Raw genomic sequence first — 19757 nt, forward strand, 5'->3', positions numbered from 1 at the left:
GACCCCGGCCGGGTGCCGGTTCACTGGCTTCCATCAAGGGGAATTCCACAAGGGGTGAATCATGGACACCGGTGTGTTCGCGAGACTCGGGCGCTTCGTCGTGGGCCGGCCGTGGTGGGTGGTCGGCGCGTGGGTGCTGCTGGCCGTCGTGGTCATCGCCACCGCGCCGGCGCTGCCGAAGGCCAGCAACGAAAGCGACGCGCTGCCAAGGGATTACGAGTCCATCCAGGCCGCGACGCTGGGCCAGCAGGCGTTCCCCAGCGCGTTCACCCCGTCGATGATCGTTGTGTTCTCCCGCGCCGACGGGGCGCCGCTCACCGAGCAGGACTCGGCGAAAGTTTCCCAGGTCGTCACCGAACTGGGTGCCAAGCACCTTCCCGATATCCAGGCGATCCTGCCCGCGCAGCCCTCACCGAACAAGCTCGTCGAGCTGTCCGCGGTGAAGATGCCGCAGCTGGGCGGCGGTAACCAGCAGCAACTGACGGACGCGGCGAAAGGGTTCCGCACCGAACTGCAATCCCTTGTCGGGCACGATAATCTTCAGGCAGGAACCACCGGAACCGTTGCGCAGCAACTGGATTCGCAGGAGGCGTCCCGCAACTCCGACGCGATCGTCGGGGTCTCGACCGTCGTGATGATCCTGCTGCTGCTCCTGCTGATCTTCCGCAGCCCGATCATCGCGCTGCTCCCGATCGTCCTCATCGGAATCGTCTCCCAGGTGGCCAACGGGCTCATCGCCTGGGTGGTGAAGTTGTTCGGCATGCAGGCCGACAGTTCGATCTCCTCGATCCTCATCGTCGTGCTGTTCGGCGTCGGCACCGACTACATCCTGTTCCTGATGTTCCGCTACCGGGAACGGCTCCGCGCCGGAGACGAGCCGAAGCAGGCGATGGTGACGGCCGTCAGCCGCGTCGGCGAGGCGATCACGTCCGCCGCCACGGTGGTGATCATCGCGTTCCTGACGATGGCGCTGTCGCTGTTCGGGTTCTTCCGCTCGATGGGGCCGGCGCTCGCGATCGCCGTCGCGGTCACCCTGCTGGCCGGCCTGACACTCGTCCCCGCGGTGGTTTCCCTGTTGGGCACCAAGGTGTTCTGGCCGTCGAAGGCCTGGCGGAAGGAACCGGAGGCGGCCCGCTTCGCCGCCGTCGGGCGCGCGGTGGGGCGGCGGCCCGCGGTGTTCGCGGGAGTGTCCGGAGTGGTCATGGTCGCGCTCGCGATCGGACTGATCAACTTCAATCCGACCTTCGACCTCTCGTCCGGGTCCATGCCGGACACGGCCGAATCGCAGGTCGCGATGAAGACCCTCGAAAAGGGCCTGCCGCCGGGCGCCACGTCTCCGACGAACGTGTACCTGCGAAGCGAGAACGGTGCGCGTCTCGGCGAGGCCACCCTGACCGGGTTCGGCAACGATCTCCGGGCCGTACCGGGCGTCGGGCAGGTGGGCCGTCCGCAGGTGAGCACCGACGGCACGACCGCGAACTACTCGGTCACGCTCGCGAGCGATCCCGCCTCGGACGCCGCGATCGAAACCGTCCGCGGCCCGTTGCGCGACACCGCGCACGCCTCGGCGCCGCCGGGCACGAGGGCCCTGGTCGGCGGTATGACATCGGTGTACGTGGATATCCAGAGCACGATGAACCGCGACTACCGGGTGGTGTTCCCGGTCGCGGCGGTGCTGATCATGCTGGTACTCGGGCTGATGCTGCGCAGCGTGGTCTCGCCGTGGTACGTGATGATCGCGGTCGGCCTCGGGTTCGCCGCGACGCTGGGCGCGACCACGTGGATCTTCCAGGGCATCTTCGGCGAGTCCGGGCTGATCTTCATGATCCCGCTGATCATCTACATGTTCGTGGTCGCGCTGGGCACCGACTACAACATCCTGATGATGTCGCGGCTGCGCGAGGAGGCGAAGGAGGGCAAGCCGCCGCGGGAGGCCGCCGCGATGGCGATCCGGCATACCGGCCCGACCATCGCCGCGGCCGGGGTGATCCTCGCCGGTTCGCTCGGCGCGCTCATGCTGGCGGGCAACGCGCTGCTCGCGGAAATGGGCTTCGCGCTGGCGTTCGGCATCCTCGTGGCGGCGTTCGTGATGGCGATGTTCTTCGTGCCGAGCCTGACCGCGCTGATCGGGCGCGCCGCGTGGTGGCCCGGGCACGGGGACCGGGCGAAGGCGACGCCCGTCGAGCCGCGTGACCCGGTGTACAGCGGGCGCGGCTGAGACCGGCGGGGGCAGGCGCATATCCTGGGTGCCGTGAACTGGACCGTGGATGTCCCCGTCGACACCCTTCCCGAACTGCCCCCGCTCCCGCCGGAGCTGCGCAAACGGCTCGACGACGCGCTGGCCCGCCCGGCCGCGCAGCAGCCCGAGTGGCCGGACGCCGACGCGACCCGGCGGGTGCGCGGCGTGCTGGAGAGCGTTCCGCCGATCACCGTGCCGGTCGAGATCGACCGGCTGCGCGGGCGGCTCGCCATGGTCGCCCGGGGTGAGGCGTTCATGCTGCATGGCGGGGACTGCGCGGAGACGTTCGAGTCCAACACCGAGCCGCATATCCGGGCGAACCTGCGCACGCTGCTGCAGATGGCCGTGGTGCTGACGTACGGGGCGAGCCTGCCGGTCGTGAAGGTCGGCCGGATCGCCGGCCAGTACGCCAAACCACGCTCGAACGCGCTCGACGCGCTGGGCCTTCCGGTGTACCGCGGTGACATCGTGAACTCGCTGGCCGCGAAGCCCGAGCTGCGGATCCCGGACCCCGGCCGGATGATCCGCGCGTACGCGAACGCGGGCGCGGCGATGAATCTGGTGCGCGCGCTGACCGCGTCGGGCCTGGCGGACCTGACCCGGGTGCACGACTGGAACAAGGACTTCGTGCGCACGTCGCCCGCGGGGGAGCGGTACGAGGCGCTGGCCGGCGAGATCGACCGTGGTCTGCGGTTCATGTCGGCATGCGGTGTGACGGACGCCTCGCTGCACACGACGGAGATCTTCGCCAGCCACGAGGCGCTGCTGCTGGACTACGAGCGTGCGCTGCTGCGCCTGGACAACGCGGACGCGGCCAATCCGAAGCTGTACAACCTGTCCTCGCACTTCCTGTGGGTCGGCGAGCGCACCCGGCAGCTGGACGGCGCGCATATCGCCTTCGCGGAGCTGCTGGCGAACCCGATCGGCATCAAGATCGGCCCGACGACCACCCCGGACGAGGCGGCGCACTACGTCGAACGGCTCGATCCGCACAACGAGCCGGGGCGCCTGACGATGATTTCGCGGATGGGCAACGGCAAGGTGCGCGAGGTGCTGCCGGCGATCGTGGAACGGGTCGAGGCCACCGGGCACAAGGTGATCTGGCAGTGCGACCCGATGCACGGGAACACGCACGAGTCGTCCACCGGGTACAAGACGCGCCACTTCGACCGGATCATCGACGAGGTGCAGGGCTTCTTCGAGGTGCACCACAAGCTGGGGAGCTACCCCGGCGGTATCCACGTCGAGCTGACCGGCGAGGACGTGACCGAATGCCTCGGCGGTGCGCAGGAGATCTCGGAGCTCGACCTGTCCGGCCGCTACGAGACCGCGTGCGACCCGCGGTTGAACACGCAACAGTCGCTGGAGCTGGCCTTCCTGGTCGCCGAGATGCTCCGCGGCTGACTAGCGGCTGTGCCGTGAGGGGGTCCCTCACGGCACATAAGGGCATGAGGGGGTCCCTCACGGCACCGCCGGGGGCAGGGCGAACTCGGCGATGGTGCGCCACGGGCCGTACTCGTCTTCGCCCGCGACGAGGCGGACGCGGTCGATCCTCGCGTGCACCGGCAGGTGCGCGGCGATGTCGGTCGCGATCCGCTGCTTGCCCGCGGTGTCGCCGCTGCGGCTGTCGGCCACGGTCAGATGCGGCACCGTGTCCGGATGCTCCCCGTCGTAGGGCAGATGCGCCGGGAAACGCTCGCAGACCGCCGCGGTCAGCGCGCGGAAGTGCTCGTCCGGTTTGGGCTCCAGCCAGACGACCTCCTCGTCGAACCACTTCACCTGCGAGAAGGCGCAGTCGAACGCGGGAATCGCGGCCAGCGCCGCACCGAGCGCACCGAGCGTCTCCACGCCGATACTCGCCGGATGCACGAACGGGTACAGCACCGTCACATGCGCGGGCACCGTCGAGGTGGGGCTGTCAACGAGCCTGCGGCGGTGCGAGGTCACCAGCGGTTCCGTTTCGGGAACCGGAACGATGAGCGCGCTGCGCGTCGCGCGCGAAAGCCAAGCGGGGACCGGCATACCTCAATTCTGGCCTACCAAGGTCACGAAGTCAGACAGACCGTTCATAGAGTTCCGCCGCCGACTTCAGCACCGCGTCCCGCAGTGACCCGGTGTCGGCCACCGCGGCGCCGTTCGCCTGAAGTCCGATGTGGACGAAACCGCGGTAGGTCGCCGCCGCGATGCCGACCGCGTGCCGCGAGGCCAGTGGTACCAACGGATACACCTCGCGCAGCGGCGCGCCGTCGAGGGAGAGGTCCAGCTTCGGCAGCGGCACGTTGGTGATCACCGTGTCGAACAGCAGCCCGGCCGCCTGCCCGGCGAACCGGGTCGCCAGGCGGTGCACCTGCGGCGGGATCCGTCCCGCGAGCACGGGTATCGCCCCGGCGCCCGAGAGCGGCCCGGCCGCCTTGCTGGCGTTCATCGACCGGCGGATCTCCCGCAGCCGCTCCACCGGATCCTCCATGTGGACCGGCAGTTCGCACAGGTAACCGGAAAGCTGGTTCGCCGACGTGCCACCGTCGCGGGCGCGTGTGCTGACCGGGATCAGGGCCCGCAGCGGCCGCCGCGCCGCCCGCTGCCCGCGATCGGATATCCAGCCTCGCAACGCGCCCGTGAGCACGGCCAGCAGCACGTCATTGGTCGTGCCGCCTTGCGTGCACCGGATGGCACGCAGATCGGCTTCGTCCAACCGGAGGAACCCGAGCCGCCGGGTGGCGGAATCCGGTGCTGCCAACGGCGACACCGGATACGGCCGGGCGGCGCGCAGCATCGCCGACGCGATGCCGGCGTTCTCCCCGGCCTCGCTGAGCGCGTCCTTGACCATCGCCAGCGGCGAGCGCGGGCGCGGCCGCGGCTCGGACGCCGCCACGATCGTGGCTGTCACCGGCAGCTCGTCCAGCAGCCCCGCCGCGACGGCGAAAGCGCCGGCGCCGTCGGTGAACGAATGGTGCAGTTTCAACAGCAGCGCGAACCTGCCTTCGGAAAGTCCGGTTACGACCTGCACCTGCCAGGGCGGGCGCCGCAGGTCGAGCGGCTCCTCGATCCATTGCGCCGCATGGGAAGCGAGCGCGTCGCACTCGCCTTGCAGCATGCGCACCTGGATGTGCCGCTCCGCGTCGAACGACGGATCCTCGGTCCACCGCGCTCCGCCGGGCGGTAGCAGGGTAGAGCTGGCGTGCCTGCGCAGCCGGGGCAGCCGTGCCGCCCGTTCGGCCAGCAGGGTCGCGATCCGCGCGGGTGCGATTTCCTCCTCGGGTGAGAAGATCGCCACCGCGCCCATATGCATGGGGGTGGTTTCCCCCTCCAGGCAGAGAAACGCGACATCGAGCCCACTGAGCTGGCGGCCTGCCATGGGCGACCCTTCTGTGGTCGTTTTCAGGAAAAGGACGGGCAACTACTGCAGCGCACGGACATGACAAGAGCGTAGTCGTTATGTTTCCACGGCGCTAACAGCGAATCTTCTTCACCCGAAAGGAGGATCCACCGTCCACAAAGGAGTATCGCGACCCCGGCAATGGTCCCTTTCCTCGACCAATCAGAAATGATCAGGGAAACGTTTTCAGTTCCACCTTGCTGCCCTTCTTCGCGACGCTGCCGCCCTCCGGGCTCTGTTCCACGACAATCCCGAAACCGCCTCGGTTTCGCCCCTTGATGTCCGGTTGCAGCCCGGCCTGCTGGAGTTCCTGTACGGCATTGGAGATCGGCTGCCCCACGACGGAGGGCACTTCGACCGCGTTGTTCGTGAACACCCCGACCCGCATGCTGCCGCCGGTGATCTCGCCGCCCGCCTCGGGGCTGGTCTTCGTGACCGCGCCCGCCGCCACGTCCTTGGAGAACTCCGTCCCCGCGTCGAACGGCTGGAACCCCGCTTGCTGCAGTTGCGCGAACGCCTGGTCGCGCGGCAGCCCGACGACGTCCGGCACCGGCTGCGGCGGCGGGCCCTTCGACACGATGATCGACACTGGCGCGTTCACGTTCAGCTGTGTGCCCGGTTGCGGGTTCACCCTGATGACGTTCCCGGCGGCCACCGTGGTGCTGAACTGGTCGGCGTTCGCGTCGTGCTTCGGGACCAGTTCGGCCGCGATGATCGCCGTCTCGGCCTGGGTGAGCGAGGTGTTCGCGCCGATGTCGGGCACCGTCGGGCGCCCGGCCGAGAGGACGACCGTCACCTCGCTGCCGCGCACCGCGCCGGACCCGGCCACCGGATCCGTGCGCACGGCGAGCCCCGCGGCCACGGTGTTGCTGCGCTGCTGGGTGAACTTCGGGGCGAACCCGGCGTCGGTGAGCGTCTTCGTCGCGGCCGCCTGATCCATGCCGGCGACCTGGGGGATCGACGTGCTGCTGACCGAGGTCGGCCCGGCGGTGACCCACCAGATCCCGATCCCGAACAGCACGAGCGCGGCCGCCGCGAGCGACCAGACCAGAGCCGGGCGCTTGCTTCCGCCATCCGGCTCCGGTTCATCCGGCGTAACGGGCGGGGGGACCGGCGGAACCGGCGCGGCCATCGTGCGCGGGATGGCCCGCGTGCCGCGAGGACCGGTGATCGGCGAGGTGTTCCCCACCGGGGCGAACGCCGGCACCGTCGTTTCCGCGTCCGGCAACGGAGCCGGCTTGCCCGGCACCGGGACCGGGACCGGCGCGAGCCCGAGCGAGGCGCGGATCTGCCGCAGCTCGCGCAGGAACACGCCCGCGTCGGCGGGCCGGGCTTCGGGGTCGCGGCGGGTTGCGCGCAGGACGAGGTCGTCGAGCGCGGGCGGGACACCGGGCGTGACCGTGCTCGGGGCGGGGACGTCATCGTTGACATGGCGGTAGGCCACCGAGATCGCGGTGTCCCCGGTGTAGGGCGCCTGGCCGGTCAGCATCTCGTACAGCACGATCCCGGCTGAGTAGACGTCACCGCGCTCGCCGGCCTGACCGGTGGTGACCTGCTCCGGCGCGAGGTAGGTGACGGTGCCCAGGATGATGCTGGAGCTCGTGGTGCCCGAGCTCGCCACGGCCCGGACCAGCCCGAAGTCGGCGACCTTCACCACGCCTGTCGGCGGCGTGCCGGTGCGGCCGATCAGCACGTTCTCGGGTTTGACGTCGCGGTGCACGAGACCGGCCGCGTGCGCGGCGGCCAGCGCGGCGAGCATCTGCTCGGTGATGGCCAGCGCGAGCGGCACGTCGAGGCTGCCGCGCTCCTCCAGCAGATCGCGCAGCGTGCCCCCGTCGACCAGTTCCATCACCAGGAACGCGTGGTCCTCGTCGAAGCCCTGGTCGTGCACCGTGACCACGTTCGGGTGGTGCAGTTGCGCGGCGGAGCGGGCTTCGCGTTCGAAGCGCTCGACGAAGGACCGGTCGTCGGCGAACCGGGGATCCATGATCTTGATGGCGACCGGACGATCCAGCCGGGTGTCCGAGCCCCGGTACACCGAGGACATGCCGCCCCTGGCGATCGGGGTGTCGACCCGGTAACGCCGTTCGAGGAGCGTTCCGGCCAGCCCGGTGTCGGTGGTTGTCACGGAGGCGATCGTACGGACTTCCGTCACCCGTGTGGGCGGAACCCGGTCTGAAACGATCGTGCCTGACTACAGGTGTTGAACCAAAGGTTCGATATTGCGCTGGGTGATACCCGATGTGGCACAGTGTCAGCTGTGAGTGCGATTCCAGTCGCTGATGACGTGCTCGGGCCGGACGTGGCCGTGCTCTCGCTGGAGACGGTCAGCGAGAGGCTGGGCCATTCCGCGAACAAGGTGCGGCAGTTGCTGCGGGACGGGCAGCTGCTCGCGGTCCGCCGGGACGGAGCCCTGTACGTGCCCGCTGACTTCCTCGCCGGCTCGGCGCCGGTGAAAGGCCTGGCGGGGCTGCTGACGGTGCTGCACGACGCCGGGTTCAGCCGGACCGAGATGCTGAGGTGGCTCTACACCGAGGACGAGTCGCTGCCGGGGGTCACCCCGATCAACGCCCTGCGCACCAATCACGGCACCGAAGTCAAGCGGCGGGCACAGGCGATGGCGTTCTGATCCGCATCGCCAGGTAGGCCGCGCTCGCGACCAGCTGGACCGCGGCGGCCGCGAGCAGGCAGCCGGTGAGTGAACCGGCGGCCAGCGGGCCCGCGAGCGCGGACCCGGCGGCGAAAGCGGTCACCTTGAGGCTCGCCGCGGTCGTGAACACCTGCGCCCGCAGTTGTTCGGGCGCCTCGCGCCGGCGCACCGCGAACAAGGCCGTCAGCTGGGGCCCTTCCGCGATCCCGGCCACGAACGCCGCCCCCGACCACGGCCGGTCCCGGCAGTGCGCTGAGCGCCGCGCTGGCGGCAAGTACGAGCGTGCTGGCGAACACGAGTGTGTCCGGCATCCCGCGCCACGGGCGGCGCGCCAGTACGGCGTTCGCCGCCATGGCCGCGGCCGCGAGCACGGCCAGCAGCAACGCGCCCCGGCTCGCGCCGCCGAGCCGCTGGGCGCCGAGCAGCGGGTAGCACACGGTCGTCATGCCCACGCCGACGTAGGAGATCATCGACGTAACCGTTGCGCGCAGCAACGCGCGGTGTCGGACGAATGTCCGGAAACCTGCTGTCCAGTGCCGTTTCCGCACCTTCGCCGCGCGTGCGGGCAGCGACCACGCCGAGGGCAGCGCGAACACGACGAGGCCGGCGGCGGCCGCCACCGCGACCGGTGCGCCCAGCCGGTCGGCGACGAGCGCCGCGAGCGCCGGGCCGGTCAGGCTCGCGACGCTGAACGTCATCGCGTCCAAGGCCGTCGCCCGCTCCGGTCCGCGCTCGCCCACCGGTAGCTGCGACGTCCAGCCGCCCGCGACGGCCGGGTTGAACAGGCCGGCGAGCACCGCGAGCACGGGCACGGCGGGCAGCGGCAGCCGCCCCACCGACGCGAGCACCGCCGCCAGCCCCACGGCGTAGGCGGCGAGCGCGACCGCCAGCAGCCGCCCCGGCCGCCGCGCGCGGTCCAGCAGGGCACCGAACACCGGACCGCCAACGGCCGAGGACGCGGTGAGCCCGGCCAGCAGCGCCGAGGCGACGACCGGCGAGCCGGTGACGGTGAGCCCGAGCAGCAGCAGCGCGGGGCCGGACGCCTCGTCGCCCATGCGCGCGAGCGCCGCGCCCGCCAAGTAACGGCCTAGCACGAAAAAGACGTTACACTGGTGTCGTGCAAGCGCACCGAGCCGCCGATCTGGTGAACCTGCTGGCACCCGGGCCGCCGCCGGTCGAGGCGGTGGTCGAGGTGCTGCGCGCCTACGGGGAGCCCGAGCCGATCGAGTTGACCGAGGGCGACGTGCGCGAAATGCGCGAGGCCGCGCTGGTGCTGCGCGAGATCTTCGCGGCGCGCGATGTGGATCAGGCGGCGGAGTCGCTCAACGCCGCGCTGGCGGAGTACGCGTGCCCGCCGCGGCTGACGACACACGGCGGCACCTTCGCCTGGCACCTGCACGCCGATTCGAGTGACGACACGCCGTGGGGCGAATGGCTGCTCACCTCCTCGTGCCTGGCGCTGGCCTTCCTGCTGACCGAGCGCCAGGCACCGCCGGGCGGGCTGTGCGCCGCTCCCGGCTGCGGACGATCCTTTGTGGACACCGGGCGCGGCAGCCCGCGCCGGTACTGCTCACCGAGATGCGCGACGCGCGAACGCGTCGCCGCGCACCGGGTCAGGAGTTCTGGGCGTCCCGCCAGCTGATCCACTTCTGGAGCGCGGACAGGTCGTAGTCCGGCCCGCCGACGCCGACGGTGAACAGGGACACGCCCAGCTCGCGCAGCTTCGGCCCGAGTTCGGCCGGCTCGCCCTGGACACCGGTCGAGATCTCGATCTCGCTCGCGTCGCGGCCGACGTCGGCGCAGTGCTGCTTGAGGATGCCGACCTTGCGCTCGACGACCTCCGGGTCCCCGAAACCGTGCCAGATGTCGGCGTGCTTCGCGACGAGCCGGAGCGTCTTCTTCTCGCCGCCCCCACCGATGAGGACCGGGATGTGCCGGGTCGGCGCGGGGTTCAGCTTGTCCAGGCGGGACTCGATGCGCGGCAGCGCCCCGGCGAGGTCGTTCAGCCGCCCGCCTGCGGTGCCGAACTCGTAGCCGTACTCGTCGTAGTCCTTCTCGAACCAGCCGGACCCGATGCCGAGGATCAGCCGCCCGTCGCTGATGTGGTCCACCGTGCGGGCCATGTCGGCGAGCAGTTCGGGATTGCGGTAGCTGTTGCAGGTGACGAGCGCGCCGATCTCCACCCGGGACGTGGCTTCCGCCCAGGCGCCGAGCATGGTCCAGCATTCGTAGTGCAGCCCGTCGGGATCGCCGTAGAGCGGGAAGAAGTGGTCCCAGTTGAACACGACGTCCGCGCCGAGTTCCTCGGCACGGGCGGCGGTCTCGCGGATGGCCTTGTAGTCGGCGTGCTGCGGCTGCAGTTGCAGTCCGATGCGAACAGGTCGGGTCATGTCCTTAGGCTACGTAATGGTTGTGAGCCGCGCAGCAGCGAGGCGCCCGGAGATCAGCACCGGCGGGATACCCACCCCTGGTGTGGTACCGCATCCGGCGAGTACGGCGTTTTCGATGCCCCGCACCAGGTTTCGCGGCCGGAACGGCCCGGTCTGGGCGAAGGTGTGCGCCAGCGAGAACGGGGTGCCCGCGGCCATCCCGCGTTCCGCCCAGTCCCGCGGTGTGACCAGTTCACCGGCGCGGAACGCCTCGCCGAAACCGGTCAGCCCGCGTGAAGTCAGTACCCGGATGAGTTCCTCGCCGTAGGCCGGGCCGACGCGCGGCCAGTCGATCCGGCCCGCGCGCAGGTTCGGCGCGGGCGCGAGCACGGAAACGACCTGCCCGCCCGCGCTCAACGCCGGATCGGTCGCGGTCGGGCGGGTCACCAGCAGCGAGGGATCGGACATCAGCCTGCCCTCGCGGATGATCTCGGCGAAGGTCCGTTCCCACGCGCCACCGAAGAAGATCGTGTGGTGGTCCAGTTCCGGCCAGCTCCGGTCGGTCTTCCCGTGCAGTACCACTGCGGAGGGGGAGAACCGCAGCGGAACGGGCCGCCGCGGGCGGCTGCCGAGCAGGCGGTACGCCGTGCTCAGCTCGGTCGCGAGGACGACCGCGTCGCATTCGATGCGCTCGCCGGCGCGCGTGCGCACCGCCCGCACGCGCGCGGAAACCCTTTCCAGCCAAGCCGCTTCGGTCTTGAACCGCACGTCCGCGCCGGCTCGCTCGGCCGCGCCGGCGAGCACCTGCCCGACCCGGGCCATCCCGCCGAGCGGGTAGTACACGCCCGCGATCGTGTCCATGTACGGGATCACGCCGTACGCGCCGAGCGCGGTCTTCGGGTCCAGACCGGCGTAGAGGGCCTGGAACGAGAACAACCGGCGCAGCCTCTCGTCGCGGAGGAACCGGCCGATCCTCGGCCCGAGGCGGCCGAAGCCGCCCATCGCGACGAGCTGGACCAACTCCGGCCGCGCGAGGTCGAGCGGGGAGTCGAAGTTGGCGCCGAGGAACCGGTCCTTTTCCACCGCGTACAACCGCGACAGCCACCGGCGCAGCTTCCGGTAGCCGTCGGCCTCGCGCGCGCCCGCGAACGCGCGGATCTCCGCTTCCATCGCCTCGCCGCCGGTATGCACGCCGATCGAGCTGCCATCCGCGAACCGGGCCCGGTACGCGGGATCGAGCCGCACGAGCCGCAGCCGGTTCGGTTCGCCCACGGCCGCGAGCGCCTCGTCGATCAGCTCCGGCATGGTGAGCACGGTGGCGCCGGTGTCCGCGGTGTAGCCGTCGAACTCGTGCCCGCTCACCCGCCCGCCCGGCCGGTCCTCCAGTTCCAGCAGGGTGACCCGGCGTCCGGCGCCGAGCAGGTGCAGGGTCGCGGACAGGCCGGCGAGCCCGGCGCCGACCACGACCACATGGTCCGTGCGCATTCAGTGCGTCCTCTGGGTCGCCCTGGTCGCGAGATCGGCCAGTGCGCTCTCCGCCGGTTCGATGAGATTCGCTTGCCGCAGCGCCGAAAGCGCCGTCCCGGTCAGCTCGCCGATCCGGTCCTCCACCGCGGAGACCGCACCGACCTCCCGCAGCGTCGCGCGCACCTCGTCGACCTCCTTTTCGGACAGTGTGGCATTGCCGAGCGCCGTGGTGATCAGGTCGGCCTGCGCCGCGCCCGCCTGCCGCAGCGCCAGCGCGATCAGCAGGGTTCGCTTGCCCTCGCGCAGATCGTCGCCGGCGGGCTTGCCGGTGACCGACGGATCCCCGAACACGCCGAGCAGATCGTCCCGCAGCTGAAAGGCGATCCCGAGGTCGCGGCCGAACTCCCGCAGCGCACGGACCTGTTCGCCGGGTGCGCCGGCCAGCGCGGCGCCGAGGTGCAGCGGCCGTTCGACGGTGTACGCGGCGGTTTTGAGCCTGCTGACCCGCAACGCGGCTTCGGCCGAAGTGTCCCCCGTGACCTGCATGTGGACGTCGAGGAACTGCCCGGCCAGTACCTCGGTCCGCATCGCGCGCCAGACCGGCCGCGCGCGGTCGAGCGCGGCCGCCGGTAACGAGGCCGCGCCGAACATGTCATCGGCCCAGGCGAGCGCGAGGTCGCCGATGACCACGGCCACCGCGAGCCCGAACGAGGCCGGCAGCCCCGACCAACGCTGGGCGGTGTGCAGGTCGGCGAACGCGACGTGCACCGTCGGCCTGCCGCGGCGCGAGTCGGAGGAGTCGATGAGATCGTCGTGGATGAGCGCGCAGGCCTGCACCAGTTCCAGGCTGGCGACCGCTTGCAGCACGCCGTCGGCGTCCGCCTCGTCGCCGCCCGCACCGCGCCAGGCCCACCACGCGAACGTGGGGCGCAGGCGTTTCCCGCCGCGCAGCACGAACTCGGTGAGCGTTTCGACGCCGGAGGCGAAGCTCGGTTCGGTCGCCTCGATCTGATCGCCCGCGATCCGCAGGAACCGGGTCAGCACGCGCTCGACGTGTCCCGGCAGATCGGCGTCGTAGTTCATCTCCCTATCGTCCCTGTAGTCTCGCGATGTGGCGACACTCGTGACGTTTCATGCCCATCCGGACGACGAATCCATCGCCTGCGGCGGGGTGATGCGCAAGGCGTTCGAGGACGGGCATCGCGTGATTCTCGTCGTGGCGACCCGCGGCGAGCACGGCGAGGTACCCGACGGCTTCCTCGCCGAGGGCGAACCGTTGTGGCAGCGGCGGGTAGCCGAGACCACGGCGGCGGCCGAAATCCTCGGCGTGGCCCGCGTCGAGTTCCTCGACTACACCGACTCCGGGATGGTGGGCGAACCGACCAACGACGAGCCGGGCTCGTTCTGGACCGCGCCCGTCGGGGAAGCCGCGCGGAAGCTCGCGGAGATCCTGCGTGAGGAAGACGCGGAAGTCCTGACCTGCTACGACGACAACGGGAACTACGGGCATCCCGACCACATCCAGGTGCACCGGGTCGGGATGCGGGCGGCCGAACTGGCCGGCACCCCGAGGGTGTTCCAGGCCACTACGAGCCGCGAGCACATGATCCGCGGGATGGCCTCGATGGGCGGTGAGCTGCCGTCCGAAGAGCAGATGGCGAACCTGGGCAAGCCCGAGTCGGAGATCAACACGACGGTCGACGTGACGCCGTGGGTCGAGTACAAACGAGCGGCGATGCGCGCCCACGCGAGCCAGATCAGCGAGGAGTCGTTCTTCCTCGCCATGCCCGATGACCAGTTCGGCTACGTGTTCGGCACCGAGTGGTTCATCCGCCCGGGCCAGGAGCCCGGCGTCACCGGCGACGACCTGTTCAAGTGAGCGTGCCGGCGCCGAAGATCACGTCCGTGACCTCGGTCGAGCGCAGGTAGGCCCCTGGCGTCTGGAACTCCCACATGCCGGCGCGGATCCGGATGTCCTCGTCGGGGCCGGACCGCCGTGCCGCCTCACCGTGCGGGACCGCCGCGATGTCGTCCGGGTCGGCGAGGTTGATCCAGCGCCGCACGCCGGGCGGGCGGCCGTGGTCGCCCGGCTCGAGGTGGTCCGCCACCACGCCGGGCATGGCCAGCGGGCTGCCGAGGGTGACGAGCAGGCCGATGTCGTGATCCTGGTGCGCGCAAAGGGATTCGTACGCCACGACGCTGCCGAGCGAGTGGGCCACGACGACGTCGGGTTCGAACCGGGCGATCGCGTCCGCCACGGTCCGCCGCACCGCTTCGCGAGCGTCGTGATCGGACAGGTAGGCGTTCAGCTCACGGCAGAAGGTCAGGGCGAACAGCCGGGTGGCGGAGCCGTGCGTACGGGCGAGCCAGTCCCCGGCGCGGGGCACGTTCCCGGTGAGCGCGGGGTTGAGCAGTCGCATCCAGTCGACGAACAGTCCCTGCTCGGCGGGCTCCAGCATCGCCGGGTCCTCTTCGACGGGCGGGCCGCCACCGGGGTGCAGCAGGTGCGCGTAGTAGGCCATCTGCAGGTCGACGGAGGAGTTCGCGGGCATGGCCGTGCCGAGATGGCGGAACCAGTCGGTGGCGAGCGCCGTCGCCGCTCGTTCGGGCGAACTTGTACGGCGGTGATAGCGGTGCGCGCCGACACCGTGCACACCCAGGACCCGCAGCATCCCTCTCCCCGTTCGTCTCCGTCCGGACAGGGGAGTAGTCGTTCGAGCGCGGTGCGTCGTTACCAATCCGACCGAAAGTAGGCGGACACGGTCTGCAGCCGACCTGCTCGTAGACACCCGTTTCCGCCGTGGCTGCCGTCGGATTGGTAACAAACGGCACAGCACCTACCGCGGTCAGGTGTGCAGTCGCTCGGCCGCGGCCTGGATGGCGTCCGACAGCGCGGCGGTGGGCCCGCGCAGTGCGGAACGGCGGGCCGTCAGGACGAACTCGACCTCACCCGGATCCGGCAGGCCGTGCCCAGCGGGTAGTTCGGCCAGGCCCGGCGGGATGAGGCTGCGCGCGAACACGACCACGCCGAGCCCGGCCAGCGCGGCGGCGCGCAGCCCGTTGAGGCTGCCGCTCGTGCATACGATCCGCCAGTGCCGGCCACTCCGGCGCAACGCTTCCAGCGCGTGGTCCCGGGTGATGCTCGGCGGCGGGTAGGCGATCAGCGGCACCGGGTACGCCGCGTCCAGTTCGATGCCGTCGCGCCCGGCCCACACCAGCTGGTCGGTCCACAGTGCACCGGCGGCGTCCTCGTCCGTGAGCCGCTTGCACAGCACCAGGTCGAGCTCGCCGGCGCGTAGTTGCCCGTGCAGTATCCCGGACAGCGCGACGGTCAGCTCGAGGTCCACCTGCGGATGCGAGCGGCGGAACTCGCCGAGGATGTCGGGCAGCGGCCCGACCACGAAGTCCTCCGAAGCGCCGAAACGCACCCGGCCACGCAGTTCGGTGCCTGTGAAATAACTCATAGCGCGGTCGATCGTGTCGATGACATTGCCCGCGAAACCGAGCATCGCCTCCCCGTCGGAGGTCAGCTCCACCGAATGCGTGTCCCGCACGAAAAGCTGCTGTGTGCTCGCCTGCTCGAGCTTGCGAATGTGCTGGCTGACAGTGGATTGCCGCAGTCCGAGCCGCTGCGCGGCGCGGGTGAAACTGCGGGTTTCCGCGACCGTGAGGAAGGTCTTGAGCCACACCGGATCGAGCACACGGAAACCGTATATCACGAACCGCGATAACGGTTATGGCAGCAATCATACTTCACAATCGATGCGGGTGACCGGATGATCGGTGTCATCCAGCGAAGGGGAGAGGACCATTCATGCGTGGGGCCACGCTGCTCGCGAAGACCCGGATCGACCCGTTCATCATCGGCATCCTCGCCACGGTCGGCGTGGCGTGCGTGCTGCCCGCGCGGGGCCAGGGCGCCGGCATCGCTTCGGTCGTGAGCACGGTGGGGGTCGGCGCGCTGTTCTTCCTCTACGGCGCGCGACTGTCCACAGCGGAGGCGATGGCGGGGCTGCGGCACTGGCGGCTGCACCTGGCGATCCTGGCCTCGACCTTCGTCCTGTTCCCGGCGCTGGGCCTGGTGACCAAGCTGCTGCCGTCGGCGCTGCTGAGCCCGGCGCTGGTGGCCGGCGTGATCTTCCTGTGCGCGCTGCCCTCGACGGTGAACTCGTCCATCGCGTTCACCTCGATCGCCCGCGGCAACGTCGCGGCGGCGATCTGTGCCGCGTCGTTCTCCAGCATCATCGGCATCGTGCTCACCCCGCTGCTGGTCGGGTTGCTGCTGAACACGGCGGGCAGCGGGTTTTCCTGGCACGCGGTGACCTCGATCGTGCTGCAACTGCTCGTCCCGTTCGTCGCCGGGCAGGTGCTGCGGCCCTGGATCGGTGGCTGGATCACCGCGCGCAAGAAGGTGCTCGGCCGCGCCGACCGGAGCGTCATCCTGATCATCGTGTACACCGCGTTCAGCGAGGGTGTCGCGGCCGGGATCTGGCACCAGCTCAGCTGGCTGTCGCTGATCGTGCTGCTCGCGGTGAACGTCGCGCTGTTCTTCGCCGTGCTGGGCGTGCTGAAGTTCGCCACCCGGCGGCTGGGCTTCGCGCGCGAGGACCGGATCGCGATCATCTTCGCCGGATCGAAGAAGAGCCTGGCCAGCGGGCTGCCGATGGCCACCGTGCTGTTCCCGGCGCACAGCGTCGGGCTCATCGTGCTGCCGCTGATGCTGTTCCACCAGGCCCAGCTGATGATCTGCGCGGTGCTCGCGCGCCGCTGGGGCGCCGAGGTGAAGGACCGGGAACTCGCCCCCGCGGCGGCGTGAGTCCCGGGGTTCGCGTTCGAGCGTGACTGGCGCGAAGTCATGACCCGAGCCGCCGAGACGCTGGACGTCTGGCCGGCCTGATCTGATCGCTCACCGGTCCGCCGGAACTCGCCGCGTGCTTCCCATGACCTGAGACATATGTCGCGGGCGCGGTACGCCTCTAGTATTAGGGCATGACGTCGGTCGTCGAGCGTGTGCAGGGCGATGCCCCGGTGTTCTCGGTGGAGTTCTTCCCACCCCGTGACGCCGCGGACGAGGCCGTCCTGTGGCGGTCGATCCGCGAGCTCGAGGCGTTCGACCCGGCGTACATGTCGATCACCTACGGCGCGGGCGGGTCGAGCCGCGACGGCACGATCCGCAACATCGCGCGCGCCGCGACCGAGACCACGCTGGTCCCGATGGGGCACCTGACCGCGGTCGACCACTCGGTGGCGGAGTTGCGCAACGTCATCGGCTGGTACGCGGCCGTCGGCGTGCGGAACATCCTCGCGCTCCGCGGGGACCCGCCGGGTGACCCGTACGGCGAGTGGATCCCGCATCCGCAGGGCCTCAGCTACGCCGAGGAGCTGGTCGAGCTGGTCCGCTCGCTGGGTGACTTCTGCGTCGGCGTCTCGGCGTTCCCGTACGGCCACCCGCGCTCGCCCGATCTCGAAACCGACACCAAGCATCTCGTCCGGAAGTTCAAGGCCGGTGCCCAGTTCGGTATCGCGCAGCTGTTCTTCCAGGCCGAGGACTTCCTGCGGCTGCGCGACCGGGTGGCGGCCGCGGGCAGCGACGCGCTGCTCATCCCGGGCGTCATGCCGCTGACCACGCCGCGCACCCTGAAGACCACGATCAAGCTCTCGGGAGCGCCGTGCCCGCAGTGGCTGCTGGACCGGCTCGAGCCGCTGGAGAACGATCCCAAGGCCTTCCGCGCCGAGGGGCTCGACGTGGTCACCGAGCTGTGCGAGCGGCTCATCGCCGAGGGCGTGCCAGACCTGCACTTCTACACGTTCAACCGGTCGAAGGCCACGAGCGAGGTCGTCAGCCGGCTCGGCCTGATCCCGGCGCGCACCTGAAACCCGCTTGCCGCCGGCAGGTAGGTTGGGCCCCATGGCCTCAGTGCACGAGATCTGTGACCAGTTCGTCGACGATTACGCGGCGGCGCATCCGCTCCTGGCGACCGAGATCGGTATCCCCGGCTACGACGACCAGGTGACCGACTACTCGCCGGCGGGACACGCGGCCCGCGCCGCGATCGCCCGGCGCGCGCTCGCCGCGATCCGTGACACCGAAGCCACCGATCCGTCCGAGCGCGCCGCGAAGGCGGTGTTCACCGAGCGCGTCGGCCTCGACCTGGAGATCCACGAGGCCGGTCTCGACCAGGCCTCGCTGAACGTCATCGCCAGCCCGGTGCAGGACCTGCGGATGGCGTTCGACCTCATGCCGGCCGAAACCGAGGAGCAGTGGGCGAACATCTCCGCGCGGCTGCGGAAGGTCGCCGAGGCGCTCGACGGGGTCCGCGCGTCCCTGCTCGCCGCGGCGGACGCGGGCAACGCGGCCGCGCTGCGCCAGGTCACGAAGGTCGCCGAACAGGCCGAGACGTGGGCGGGGCTCAAGGGGGAGAAGGCGTTCTTCGAGACCCTGATCGAGGGAGTGCCGGAAGCCCTGCGCGCAGACCTCGAACAGGGCGCCCGCTCGGCGAGCGAGGCGTACGCCGAGCTGGCGGGCTTCCTGCGCGCGGAGCTCGCGCCGAGGGCTCGCACGAAGGACGCGGTGGGCGAGGACGCGTACCGGCTCTGGTCCCGGTACTTCATCGGCGCGGCGCTCGACCCGCGTGAGGCCTACGAATGGGGCTGGGGCGAGTTCTCCCGGCTCGAAGCGGAAATGCGCGAGGTCGCCGCGCGCCTCAAGCCCGGCGCGACTCTGGCCGAGACCGCGGAGGCGCTCGACGCCGATCCGCGCTACCGGGTGCGCGGCACCGAACAGTTCCGGCAGTGGATGCAGGAGCTTTCGGACAACGCGCTGAAAGCGTTGCGTGGCAAGCATTTCGAGATCCCCGACGAGCTGATGGCGCTCGAGTGCAGGATCGCCCCGCCGGGCGCCGGCGCCGGCGCGTACTACACGGGGCCGAGCGAGGACCTCTCCCGCCCCGGCCGCATGTGGTGGTCGCTGCCACCGGGCCGCGACGAGTTCTCCACCTGGCGTGAGGTCAGCACCGTCTACCACGAGGGCGTCCCCGGGCATCACCTGCAGATCGCCACCGCCGTCCACGAGCGCTCGCTCAACCGGTTCCAGCGCCTGTTCGCGTTCACCTCCGGGCACGGCGAGGGCTGGGCGCTGTATGCCGAACGGCTGATGCAGGATCTGGGCTACCTCTCCGACGACGGCAACCTGTTCGGCATGCTCTCCGAGCAGCTTTTCCGCGCCGGGCGCGTGCTCGTCGACTTCGGGATGCACCTCGAGCTGGAGATCCCCGCCGGCACGGGCTTCCACGAGGGCGAGCGGTGGACCCCCGAGCTGGGCCTGGAGTTCATGCTGACCCGCACGATCACCGACCCGCCGCTCGTGCACGACGAGATCGACCGCTACCTCGGCTGGCCGGGCCAGGCGCCCGCGTACAAGCTCGGCGAGCGCCTGTGGCTCGAAGCCCGCGAGGACGCGCGCCGCCGGCAAGGATCTTCGTTCGACATCAAGGATTTCCACACGAAGGCCCTCCGCCTCGGCGGGATGGGCCTGGACACCCTCCGCCAGCAACTCGCCGAACTGGACTGACATGCACCGGATCTATCGCGTCACCCCACCGCCCCGCGCCTAGCGGGGCGAACACGTCGTTAGAGCGCTTCGCCCCGCGTCGGCTG

Annotated in this window: 17 protein-coding genes; 8 read left to right on the forward strand and 9 right to left on the reverse strand. The window is 70.5% G+C overall.

Annotated features, from left to right (window positions below; genetic code table 11):
- Nucleotides 1-61: 61 nt before the first annotated feature.
- Together FG385_RS19825 and FG385_RS19830 are read left to right on the forward strand one after the other, a co-directional pair.
- Nucleotides 62-2218: an MMPL family transporter gene (locus tag FG385_RS19825; RefSeq protein ID WP_139098260.1), complete on the forward strand. Its 2157-nt coding sequence runs from the start codon at nt 62-64 to the stop codon at nt 2216-2218.
- A gap of 21 nt (nt 2219-2239) precedes the next feature.
- The gene (locus FG385_RS19830; RefSeq protein WP_139098261.1) at nt 2240-3643 is read left to right on the forward strand and encodes a class II 3-deoxy-7-phosphoheptulonate synthase; all 1404 of its coding nucleotides are present in this window, start codon (nt 2240-2242) and stop codon (nt 3641-3643) included.
- A 57-nt stretch (nt 3644-3700) separates the two neighbouring features.
- On the opposite strand, the gene FG385_RS19835 is transcribed toward FG385_RS19830, so the two are convergent.
- The 3 genes from FG385_RS19835 to pknB form a co-directional block, all read right to left on the reverse strand.
- Nucleotides 3701-4261, reverse strand: coding sequence for a 2'-5' RNA ligase family protein (locus FG385_RS19835; protein ID WP_139098262.1), 561 nt, complete (start codon nt 4259-4261; stop codon nt 3701-3703).
- Nucleotides 4262-4292: 31 nt separating this feature from the next.
- Complete coding sequence (locus FG385_RS19840) at nt 4293-5594, reverse strand: wax ester/triacylglycerol synthase family O-acyltransferase (RefSeq protein ID WP_139098263.1); 1302 nt, start codon at nt 5592-5594, stop codon at nt 4293-4295.
- A gap of 193 nt (nt 5595-5787) precedes the next feature.
- Complete coding sequence (pknB, locus tag FG385_RS19845; RefSeq protein ID WP_139098264.1) at nt 5788-7743, reverse strand: Stk1 family PASTA domain-containing Ser/Thr kinase; 1956 nt, start codon at nt 7741-7743, stop codon at nt 5788-5790.
- A 132-nt stretch (nt 7744-7875) separates the two neighbouring features.
- On the opposite strand from pknB, the gene FG385_RS19850 reads away from it, so the two are divergent.
- The gene (locus tag FG385_RS19850) at nt 7876-8244 is read left to right on the forward strand and encodes an Rv2175c family DNA-binding protein (protein ID WP_139098265.1); all 369 of its coding nucleotides are present in this window, start codon (nt 7876-7878) and stop codon (nt 8242-8244) included.
- On the opposite strand, the gene FG385_RS19855 is transcribed toward FG385_RS19850, so the two are convergent.
- On the reverse strand, nt 8199-9359 hold the full coding sequence (locus FG385_RS19855) for an MFS transporter (RefSeq protein ID WP_235022672.1): 1161 nt from the start codon (nt 9357-9359) through the stop codon (nt 8199-8201). The genes FG385_RS19850 and FG385_RS19855 overlap by 46 nt on opposite strands.
- Nucleotides 9360-9382: 23 nt before the next feature.
- On the opposite strand from FG385_RS19855, the gene FG385_RS19860 reads away from it, so the two are divergent.
- Nucleotides 9383-9907, forward strand: a complete 525-nt coding sequence (locus FG385_RS19860; RefSeq protein ID WP_139098266.1) for a CGNR zinc finger domain-containing protein — start codon at nt 9383-9385, stop codon at nt 9905-9907.
- On the opposite strand, the gene FG385_RS19865 is transcribed toward FG385_RS19860, so the two are convergent.
- Genes FG385_RS19865 through FG385_RS19875 form a run of 3 tightly spaced genes read right to left on the reverse strand, consistent with a single transcriptional unit; the run spans nt 9879 to nt 13184 of the window.
- Nucleotides 9879-10655: an LLM class F420-dependent oxidoreductase gene (locus tag FG385_RS19865; protein ID WP_139098267.1), complete on the reverse strand. Its 777-nt coding sequence runs from the start codon at nt 10653-10655 to the stop codon at nt 9879-9881. The genes FG385_RS19860 and FG385_RS19865 overlap by 29 nt on opposite strands.
- Before the next feature lie 9 nt (nt 10656-10664).
- A complete protein-coding gene (gene crtI / locus FG385_RS19870; protein WP_139098268.1) occupies nt 10665-12119 on the reverse strand; it encodes a phytoene desaturase family protein in 1455 nt (484 codons plus the stop codon).
- Nucleotides 12120-13184 (reverse strand): polyprenyl synthetase family protein, encoded by a 1065-nt coding sequence (locus tag FG385_RS19875; RefSeq protein WP_139098269.1) that lies wholly within the window; start codon nt 13182-13184, stop codon nt 12120-12122.
- Nucleotides 13185-13212: 28 nt separating this feature from the next.
- Here FG385_RS19875 and FG385_RS19880 point away from each other — a divergent pair, with 28 nt between their 5' ends.
- Nucleotides 13213-13980, forward strand: coding sequence for a PIG-L family deacetylase (locus FG385_RS19880; RefSeq protein WP_139098270.1), 768 nt, complete (start codon nt 13213-13215; stop codon nt 13978-13980).
- On the opposite strand, the gene FG385_RS19885 is transcribed toward FG385_RS19880, so the two are convergent.
- Together FG385_RS19885 and FG385_RS19890 are read right to left on the reverse strand one after the other, a co-directional pair.
- Nucleotides 13973-14773, reverse strand: coding sequence for a hypothetical protein (locus tag FG385_RS19885; RefSeq protein WP_139098271.1), 801 nt, complete (start codon nt 14771-14773; stop codon nt 13973-13975). The two genes, FG385_RS19880 and FG385_RS19885, sit on opposite strands and share 8 nt — an antisense overlap.
- Before the next feature lie 174 nt (nt 14774-14947).
- A complete protein-coding gene (locus FG385_RS19890; protein WP_139098272.1) occupies nt 14948-15802 on the reverse strand; it encodes a LysR family transcriptional regulator in 855 nt (284 codons plus the stop codon).
- A 113-nt stretch (nt 15803-15915) separates the two neighbouring features.
- On the opposite strand from FG385_RS19890, the gene FG385_RS19895 reads away from it, so the two are divergent.
- From FG385_RS19895 to FG385_RS19905, 3 genes are all read left to right on the forward strand, one after another.
- Nucleotides 15916-16917, forward strand: coding sequence for a bile acid:sodium symporter family protein (locus FG385_RS19895; protein ID WP_139098273.1), 1002 nt, complete (start codon nt 15916-15918; stop codon nt 16915-16917).
- 173 nt (nt 16918-17090) lie between these two features.
- On the forward strand, nt 17091-17975 hold the full coding sequence (locus FG385_RS19900; protein WP_139098274.1) for a methylenetetrahydrofolate reductase: 885 nt from the start codon (nt 17091-17093) through the stop codon (nt 17973-17975).
- Between the two features lie 34 nt (nt 17976-18009).
- Nucleotides 18010-19671, forward strand: coding sequence for a DUF885 domain-containing protein (locus FG385_RS19905; RefSeq protein WP_139098275.1), 1662 nt, complete (start codon nt 18010-18012; stop codon nt 19669-19671).
- Nucleotides 19672-19757: the final 86 nt, after the last annotated feature.

Origin of the sequence: Amycolatopsis alkalitolerans, assembly GCF_006152065.1 — a bacterium.
In the GTDB taxonomy this organism is placed as follows: Bacteria; Actinomycetota; Actinomycetes; order Mycobacteriales; family Pseudonocardiaceae; genus Amycolatopsis_E; species Amycolatopsis_E alkalitolerans.

Bases quoted from the DNA above. Each gene is read 5' to 3' on its own strand.
- FG385_RS19825 (WP_139098260.1), top strand. From the start codon at position 62: ATGGACACCGGTGTGTTCGCGAGACTCGGGCGCTTCGTCGTGGGCCGG.
- FG385_RS19840 (WP_139098263.1), bottom strand. From the start codon at position 5,594: ATGGCAGGCCGCCAGCTCAGTGGGCTCGATGTCGCGTTTCTCTGCCTG.
- FG385_RS19865 (WP_139098267.1), bottom strand. From the start codon at position 10,655: ATGACCCGACCTGTTCGCATCGGACTGCAACTGCAGCCGCAGCACGCC.
- FG385_RS19895 (WP_139098273.1), top strand. From the start codon at position 15,916: ATGCGTGGGGCCACGCTGCTCGCGAAGACCCGGATCGACCCGTTCATC.
- crtI (WP_139098268.1), bottom strand. From the start codon at position 12,119: ATGCGCACGGACCATGTGGTCGTGGTCGGCGCCGGGCTCGCCGGCCTG.
- FG385_RS19885 (WP_139098271.1), bottom strand. From the start codon at position 14,773: ATGCTGCGGGTCCTGGGTGTGCACGGTGTCGGCGCGCACCGCTATCAC.
- FG385_RS19835 (WP_139098262.1), bottom strand. From the start codon at position 4,261: ATGCCGGTCCCCGCTTGGCTTTCGCGCGCGACGCGCAGCGCGCTCATC.
- FG385_RS19875 (WP_139098269.1), bottom strand. From the start codon at position 13,184: ATGAACTACGACGCCGATCTGCCGGGACACGTCGAGCGCGTGCTGACC.
- FG385_RS19905 (WP_139098275.1), top strand. From the start codon at position 18,010: ATGGCCTCAGTGCACGAGATCTGTGACCAGTTCGTCGACGATTACGCG.
- FG385_RS19900 (WP_139098274.1), top strand. From the start codon at position 17,091: ATGACGTCGGTCGTCGAGCGTGTGCAGGGCGATGCCCCGGTGTTCTCG.